The sequence below is a fragment of the Sedimentibacter sp. genome (assembly GCF_033447055.1).
GTDB lineage: Bacteria > Bacillota > Clostridia > Tissierellales > Sedimentibacteraceae > Sedimentibacter.
This window is the reverse complement of record NZ_JAWQJF010000014.1, coordinates 1-8,466: the sequence shown is the minus strand read 5'-3', so window position 1 is coordinate 8,466 and position 8,466 is coordinate 1. Positions and strand designations below refer to the sequence as shown.

The 8,466-nt window shown below is 32.0% G+C and carries 6 protein-coding genes; 5 read left to right on the top strand and 1 reads right to left on the bottom strand.

Features of this window, described 5'->3' with window-relative positions; genetic code table 11:
- The 5 genes from SA378_RS01095 to SA378_RS01075 all read left to right on the top strand — a co-directional run.
- Positions 1 to 1,000 (top strand): pyridoxal phosphate-dependent aminotransferase (locus tag SA378_RS01095; RefSeq protein ID WP_318524150.1); only part of this gene is annotated, 1,000 nt, incomplete at its 5' end.
- 205 nt (positions 1,001 to 1,205) lie between these two features.
- Positions 1,206 to 3,449 (top strand): U32 family peptidase, encoded by a 2,244-nt coding sequence (locus SA378_RS01090; protein WP_318524149.1) that lies wholly within the window; start codon positions 1,206 to 1,208, stop codon positions 3,447 to 3,449.
- Between the two features lie 694 nt (positions 3,450 to 4,143).
- Complete coding sequence (locus tag SA378_RS01085; protein ID WP_318524148.1) at positions 4,144 to 4,506, top strand: BlaI/MecI/CopY family transcriptional regulator; 363 nt, start codon at positions 4,144 to 4,146, stop codon at positions 4,504 to 4,506.
- A gap of 1 nt (position 4,507) precedes the next feature.
- Positions 4,508 to 6,595, top strand: coding sequence for a M56 family metallopeptidase (locus tag SA378_RS01080; protein WP_318524147.1), 2,088 nt, complete (start codon positions 4,508 to 4,510; stop codon positions 6,593 to 6,595).
- A 493-nt stretch (positions 6,596 to 7,088) separates the two neighbouring features.
- Positions 7,089 to 7,316, top strand: coding sequence for a hypothetical protein (locus SA378_RS01075; RefSeq protein ID WP_318524146.1), 228 nt, complete (start codon positions 7,089 to 7,091; stop codon positions 7,314 to 7,316).
- Positions 7,317 to 7,575: 259 nt separating this feature from the next.
- On the opposite strand, the gene SA378_RS01070 is transcribed toward SA378_RS01075, so the two are convergent.
- On the bottom strand, positions 7,576 to 8,466 hold an 891-nt coding region (locus SA378_RS01070; RefSeq protein WP_318524145.1), incomplete at its 5' end, for an ATP-binding cassette domain-containing protein.

Genomic DNA, 8,466 nt, shown 5'->3' with positions numbered 1-8,466 from the left:
TGGTTATATGAGCAATTCAGGTTATGAAGATGTAAGAGAAGCTATTGCCCAAGATATCAATAAAAAATACAACGTAAATCTGACATATAAGAATGTTGCAATGACTGTAGGTGCAGGCGGTGGATTGAGCGTCGTGTTCAAGACTATCTTGGATCCAGATGATGAAGTGATCACGTTTTCTCCATATTTTGGTCCGTACAGAGCCTATGTCGGTGACTGCAATGCAAAGCTTGTAGTTGTTCCAACTCACTTGGGCATCTTTCAACCTGACCTGGATGCACTGGAAGCGTCAATTACCTCTAAGACAAAGGCTATACTTTTAAATAATCCAAATAACCCTACAGGTGCAGTATATGGAGAAGAGGTTCTAAAAGGGATTGCTGAAATTGCTACTAGAAAATCTAAAGAGCTTAATCGGACTATTTATATTATTTCTGATGATCCGTATAGAGAGATTGTTTATGATGATATTGAAGTTCCTTTTATGTTGAATTATTATACAAATACCTTTATCGTTTATTCTTACAGTAAATCACTCTCATTACCTGGAGAAAGAATTGGATATGTTGCATTTTTACCTGAGATGGAAGAAGCTGAAGAAGTGGAAATATGCCTAAGTAATGCAACTAGGAATCTTGGTTTTACAAATGCACCGTCGCTTTTCCAGAGAGTACTCATAAAATGCTTAGATGAAACTGTTGACGTGGATTTCTACAGACGAAACAGGGATCTGTTATATAACCATTTACTTGAACTTGGATTCGAATGTACTAAGCCACAAGGAGCATTTTATCTCTTCCCTAAAGCACTTGAAGAGGATGATAAAGCCTTCGTAGCAGCTGCTAAGAAATATAACATTCTAATAGTACCAGGTACAACTTTCGGTTGTCCTGGATATTTTAGAGCATCTTATTGTATTTCTTATGAAAAGATTGAAAAATCATTAGAAGCGTGGACTAAGCTTGCAAATGAATACAAAACTAATGAGAAAAGAATTTGATATAGCTATTTACTATTTGAAGATAAAAGCATGGTAAATGAGCAATGTCATTAAGATAACCAACTTGTGACAAATAGAATTAAAGTCAATTGAAAGTTTTTATGCTTTCAATTGACTTTTTTCTTATAAAGCCCTAATATGTTATATATAGTGGGTTTCAACTTAGAAGCGCTTAGTGCAGAATAGCGTTAGTATGGAGGAAAAAATGACTGAATTATTAGCTCCAGCAGGAAATATGGAAGCTTTAAAAGCTGCAATTTCCAATGGTTGCGATGCAATATACTTAGGAATGCAAAAATTTGGTGCACGTGCATACTCATCTAATTTTGATTATGAATCGTTAAAAGAGGCTGTTACGTATGCACACCTTAGGAATGTTAAAATCTATGTTACAATGAATACCATCATTTTCGAAAACGAAGTTGAAGAAATGAAAGAGCAGATGCATGAATTAAATGAAATCGGTGTTGATGGAATTATCGTCCAGGACCTGGCTGCTTTCGATTATTTAGTTAAAAACTTTCTTGATATGGAAGCACATTGCTCAACTCAAATGGGAATAGACGATTTAGACGGTACTTTATTATTTAAAGAACTTGGTGCTAAAAGAGTTGTTCTGTCCCGTGAGGTTGAGATTGAAAAAGTAAAAGAGATAAGAAGAATAGCTAAAATACCTTTAGAAATTTTTGTTCACGGTGCTTTATGTGTATCATATTCCGGAAACTGTCTAATGTCCGGATTAATCGGCTATCGAAGCGGAAATCGCGGAAGATGTGTCGGTTCATGTCGTAAGGAGTATGAACTAATTGATAAGACAACAGATACATCTTTAGGGAAAAACTATATTTTATCTACTAAGGATTTAAACACAATCGATTATATCAATGATTTAAAAGAAATTGATTCTTTAAAAATAGAAGGTCGAATGAAAGAGCCTGCGTATGTTGCTAATGTTGTATCAAAATATCGCATGGCCTTAGATAATAAAATAACCCAAGAAGATAAAGAAAATCTAAGCAAAACATTCAATAGAACATTTACTAAAGGATATTTGTTTCACGAAGATAAGAAAGATATTACAAACATCTTAAGACCTAATAACTTTGGTTATGAAATTGGAAGAATCAGCAAGATTGTTAAAGACATGTATGAAATAACACTTACACGTACTTTAAATCAAAACGATACAATCAGAATAAGTCATAACAATGAAGATGTTAATTTAACTGTTGTAAAACTGTACGATAAAGATGGAAATTTAATCAACAAAGCAGATGATGTATGCTATATCAAAATTAAAGAAAAGATGTCTAAGGGTGATTTAGTATATATAACGAAGGATTATTTATATTACAAAGAATTAGAATTATCACTGGAAAAAGAATTTAAGCGTTTTAACCTAGATATTAAAGTGTATGCATATCCAGATTCAAAGCTTATCATAGATGGGGAGGGTTTAGGCTTTAATTATTTATATGAAAGCGAGGAAATACTAGGCGAAGCAATTAATAATCAAACAACAAAAGAGCAGGTAATAAAGCAATTTTCAAGATTAAATGACACTATATTCGAACTTAACCATGTAGATTTTGAGGAAAGCAATGTATTTATTCCAGCTAAACTGTTAAATGCAGCAAGAAGAAATATTGTACAGGGCTTATATGACTTAAAGCTTAACAGCCAAAAGAAAAGAACCAAAACATTGAAAGTAAAAGAAAAAATAAGCTTTGCCCCTGAAAAGCCATACCTTACGGCCTCTGTAACGACTAAGGAACAGTATGATGCTTGCGTGATCTGTGGAATTAAGGAAATCTATTTTGAAAACATTATTAGAAGAAACCAGAACGATTATAAGGAAAAAGAAGGGCAGCTACTAATCGGAGGATATGGCGGAATTTATCACTACAGAAAAACTAATCCTTTTGTTACGGACTATTCTTTAAATGTTGTTAATTCTACCAGTTGCTATGAATTATATAGATTAGGTGCGGCGCGAGTAACTTTATCTTATGAAATGAATAAGAGACAAATTGAAGATTTAATTAATGCTTATTATGAAGAAAATGATGGCTATCCTGCACTAGAAATGATTGTATATGGTAAGGCTCCTTTGATGTTTACAAAATATTGTCCGATGAAAAAAATGAATCAATGCGGTGTTTGCAAAACAAAGAGCTACGAGTTAAAAGATGAGCAAGGAACGTTCCCTATCATTTCTCATGATGATTGTACAACGACTATCCTTAATGGAAAGACGCTTAATCTTTTAGATGAGCTACAAAGCATAAAAGGAATCGAGGCATTCAGATTAAACTTCACAGTTGAATCAAACGAGCAGGTTGTGAAAACCATTAATAAGGCTTTAAGCAAATTAAATGGCTCAATGAATAAAGCTGTCTTTAATCAGGAAACAGACACAAGAGGACATTTTAATAAAGAGATTTTGTAGGGAAATTCCAGTTCAAAACTGGGGCACGATTTTTTTAACATATGAGGTTACCTTATAGTGTACATTTAATATTAAAAAATTGATATTTATAAAGAAAACAAACAAGACGGATGAATGTTTCATCTGTCTTGTTTTTGTTAGTTTGCCCTTCATTTTTCATAAGTATTTCAACTGAACCAAGGGATTTGAAGCACTTATGAGCAGTTCCTTTCTTATCGTGACAGTATAGGCTCTCATCAATAGAGAGATAAGTACGACTTTTCAGTTTTGTCTTTTTTAGATAATATGCCATGAAAACACCATCCTTATAATAACGCCATTGTTATAACATAGAAAAAATATTTTTTTAAGTACTTTTGAGCAATAAAAAAAGCCTTATTTTAAGGCATTTGTGATGGATATATGTTAAATTTACTTCTAAAGATTTATGGTGTTAACTTTTAAAGACGCGTCCGCTTTTAGAAATGCTTTATTGTAGCAGATGTGGACTGTTCTAAAAAAAGAAGAAATTAGAGCAGCAAGATTTTTATATTGTTAATTACATATATTAAATTGGTAAATATTCTGTTTCCGTAAAGAAGATATCTGAATATAACAATTAAGTACGATATATGATATTTTGTATTGACATTTTGGTCTATAAGTAATAGACTAAAGGAAAAAGTCTCTTACTTATAGACCAAGGAGGTTTACCATGAAAGAATATAAACTTACTGAAAGTGAAGAAAAGTTTGCAGATATTATTTGGCAGAATGAGCCAATAGGTTCTGGTGATCTTGTGAAGTTATGTGAAAAAGAAATGAATTGGAAAAAGTCTACAACATATACAGTGCTTAAAAAGTTATGTGAGAAAGGCATTTTTCAAAATGAAAATGCTGTTGTTACATCTATAAACGCAAAAAAAGAGTATTACGCAAATCAAAGTATACGTTTCGTTGAAGATACTTTTGGAGGATCATTACCTAAATTTTTGACAGCATTTATTGGTGGTAAAAAATTAAGTAATCATCAAGCGGAAGAATTGAAAAGACTGATTGATGATCACAAGGAGGGATGAAATGAGTGAAATATTTATTAATATTTTGAACATGAGTCTTACTGCTAGTTATGTAATTATTTTTGTTATACTTATCAGAATGGCGCTTCAAAAAGCTCCAAAGGTTATTTCCTATGCATTATGGACTGTGGTAGCTTTTCGTCTTGTAATTCCATTATCATTTGAGAGTGTATTCAGTTTATTGCCACAAACTGCTACTCCTATTCCTCATGATATAATTTATCAACAAAAGCCACAGATAAATAGCGGAATACTATCTGTTGATTCAATAGTTAACGAAGTACTGCCGTCACCGATTATAGGCGATAGTGTAAATCCTATGCAGATTTATATAGAAATAGGTGCATATATTTGGATGATAGGTATAATTGCAGTGCTTATATATAGTCTTGTATCTGTCCTTCTTTTAAAAAGACAACTAATAAATGCACAATTAATAGATAAGAACATCTACGAAGCTGAAAATCTAAAAACCCCCTTTGTATTGGGTATTATAAGCCCAAATATTTACTTGCCTGTTGGATTAGGTAAAGAGGAATGGCAATACATTCTTTTGCATGAGCAGACACACATTTATAGAAAAGACCACATCATTAAGATAACTGCCTTCATAATATTGACAATACATTGGTTTAATCCACTTGTGTGGATTGGATTCATGTTAATGAGTATAGACATGGAATTTTCCTGTGATGAACGAGTATTGAAAGAGATGAAGGTTGATATCAAAAAATCTTACGCTAATTCATTGTTGGCACTTGCAACTGGAAGACGTATCCTAAATGGAAGTCCTCTTGCTTTTGGTGAGGGTAATGTAAAGTGGAGGATAAAAAATGTGTTAAATTATAAAAAACCAAAATTTTGGGTTGTTGTTATCTCAATTATCGTTGTGATAGCAGTTGGAATTGGTCTAATAGCAAATCCTAAAACTGACTTACTAAATAATGATATTACAGATTTAAGACCAATGATTATGGTCAAAGGTGAGCTATATCTTGATACCGGAAAACAAATATCTGTTGAAATTGATGAAAGTGCAATAATTGGTGAAGTCAGTTCTTCGGTTGACCAGTCAGAAAAACCAACTGAAGAAGGTCAAACCAACTTTGTAAGCATAGGTACAAAGTATGCTCATTTTGAAGATAATATTGTTGTTTTAATTAATAATGAATGGGTTATTTTTGAGAAGGAAACAGCGGGTAATACTGAAGAAGGCCACGATAATACAAGCTATGATAAAATAAGTACATACTTGAAAGTAGAATTCGTAAATGTTTTTTCACCTTATTATGAATTAATAGATTTCATAATTTCTGATTATAAAGAAGAATTCGTAAATGGAAATGTTGAAGCAGTTTTTAATTATAAAGTGATAGATAAAAATTATGACAGAGATCCGGATACTGTAGAGTACATTAAAGAAGCCAAGGAACGAGGCGACAAAAATTATCAACAATTATATGATGAATACTTGCAGCCTAAAGAAAGCAATTTTTATTTCAAAGCGGTTATTGATAAAAATGGGGAGATAACTTTATATTCTAAAAACCCTGCAATAAATAGCGAATGGGATGAAGTAGAAATATCGAATTATATTATTAAAAGTCCAGAAGAAATTTCTGAAATAAATGAACATCTTAAAAAAAACCATGACGAACTAATTGAGAATGATATTGCAGAATATATTACCTATAACTATGAAAATAGGTCAATGTATATTGCCGGATTGAAAATTTTTAATGAATTCAGCACAGAAGAATTTGGATATATTAATGAAGGTGGGGTCAATTTAAATTCTAATGAAAATGTTTTGGAATTTTATATAACATATTCCACAGGTCCTTATTTAGCTACCGGTTCTATTGCTGGTCCAGATGTATATTTTAAGATGGACATTGATACAAATGAAATTGTTGAAAAAGAGTTTACACCAGCGCCAAATTATGCTGAAGCTGCTGAACTTTATCCTGAATATATTAACTCTGATTCTATTCAGTATAGCGAAAAAGTAATTGAACTAAGTGATGAACGTATGGTTGAAATTGCGCTGTATTTTAAGGACTATATCTTGAAAATAGAAGAAAGGTGAAGTAAAATTTAACTGGGACCTGATTTAAAAATCAGACTAGAGAAGACAAGTGGACGGAGTTAGAAATACATTGTATGATGGGGAACGACAATGAGGGCTATATACGCAAAAATGCCCGACTGAAATAAATAAAATCTCAATCGGGCATAATGATACCTTTTTCGTGTTATGTAGGTTATAACTTCGTGTTGTTGCCTATAAACGTCCCAAAATGGGACAAGGCTTTTTTGATAATTTACCAATCTTTTGGGCAAAAGAAAACACGGCAATACCTCCTTAGATACCGCCGTATCCTTTAAAAAGGGCAACTTTAATAAACCACCATGTTTTGCTTTTTGTAATATAGCCGTCTTATACGAAAACTAAAACAAACAAGGAGTCTACTGGTTTCGCATGCTGTAATACATATCGTATGCGATGTTCTGTTTTTTCTGTTCTGCAGGTTGTGATTCACTGGAGTATGGTATCTATTTAGAAAGGAAAGTATAATCTTATGAAAGAACAAGAACTTTGGCAGGCGTACACTCATGAAAAACCTGCCTGCAAAAATGAACAATATGAAGCGTGGTGTTATGGAAGCGATGATCTAGATCTACTGGCGCAGCTGACGCTGAACGGAATTAAGACAGCCACTGCTTCCGCCTATCCATTCTATGAATATGAAAACTGCGATCTGGCGAAGGCGGGAGATCACAACATCATATTTGCTCGTTGTATGTGAGGAATTTGAGGTAGTATACCGCGCCGAATAAAAGTGCGAAAAGTGAGACGCAATGATTCATAATTTCATAAAAAATAATTCATAGGTATCAGTAGTATTGATGTCTTTGTTTTATGGAAAGATTCACTTTAATATTATACTCCAAAATAAATATAAAAAAGAGAAGGATGGTTTACCACTGCTCATAATATATAAATTTGAATATTTATGTTTGAAAAACTGAAATTTTCTTATAAATTTCATCAATAGAAGATAAGATTTAAAGTAACTTAATCAGTTCTTCTAACTTTATAGATAAAGTTTTTGCAAGCTCAAAATCAGTATTTTTTAAAGCTAATGCTATTTCTGTTTCCACAGATTTTTTCTTTTGTTCAATTTCTAAATAGTCTTTATCAAAATGTTTTGCATAAATCATCTGTCTGAATTTTCGCATACTCATTTTTCTAATTGTCTTATCTTCAACCATTAAAACATAATCCATACAGTTTACTATAAAACTATAATCATGAGAAATCATCAGAATTGCACCGTTATAATTTTGTATAGCCTTTTCAAGTGCTATTTGTGAATAAGTGTCTAAATGACTTGTAGGTTCATCAAGGAGCAACATGTTTGCATTAATAGCTGAAACTTTAGCCAATTGCAGTATGTTTTTTTCTCCACCGGATAATGATCCTATCTTTTGATTGATGAGTTTGTCGTTAAAACAATAATTTGAAAGATATGATTTAATTTCTTGATAAGTATTAAATCCAACATCTGCAAATTCTTCAAGTATTGTATTAGAGTCATTTAGTATTTCACCTTGATTTTGAGATAAATAGGCAACTTTAACGTCATCATTTATTTCAATGGAATCATTATTATTTTTATAGATGTCTTTTAATAAAGTTGTTTTTCCTGTACCGTTCGGACCAATAAGAGCTACTTTATCAGTAGATTTAATCTCAAAATTAACATTTTCTAAAAGTATTTCATCAAAGGCAACACTATAATCAGTAACTTTTAAAGCAATGGTTTCTTCGATTTTATTATCAGTAGCTAAACTGATATCTGGCTTTTTAATATCTACGAATGGCGTTTTAATCCTACGTTCCATTAATCTTTGTTGAATTTTAACTCTAGCTTTCAAGGCTCTTCCTTTAGATGC

What these genes read in the sequence shown, in the direction of transcription:
- SA378_RS01075 (WP_318524146.1), top strand. Translation starts at nt 7,089, where the DNA reads ATGAAAGAACAAGAACTTTGGCAGGCGTACACTCATGAAAAACCTGCC.
- SA378_RS01080 (WP_318524147.1), top strand. Translation starts at nt 4,508, where the DNA reads ATGAGTGAAATATTTATTAATATTTTGAACATGAGTCTTACTGCTAGT.
- SA378_RS01085 (WP_318524148.1), top strand. Translation starts at nt 4,144, where the DNA reads ATGAAAGAATATAAACTTACTGAAAGTGAAGAAAAGTTTGCAGATATT.
- SA378_RS01090 (WP_318524149.1), top strand. Translation starts at nt 1,206, where the DNA reads ATGACTGAATTATTAGCTCCAGCAGGAAATATGGAAGCTTTAAAAGCT.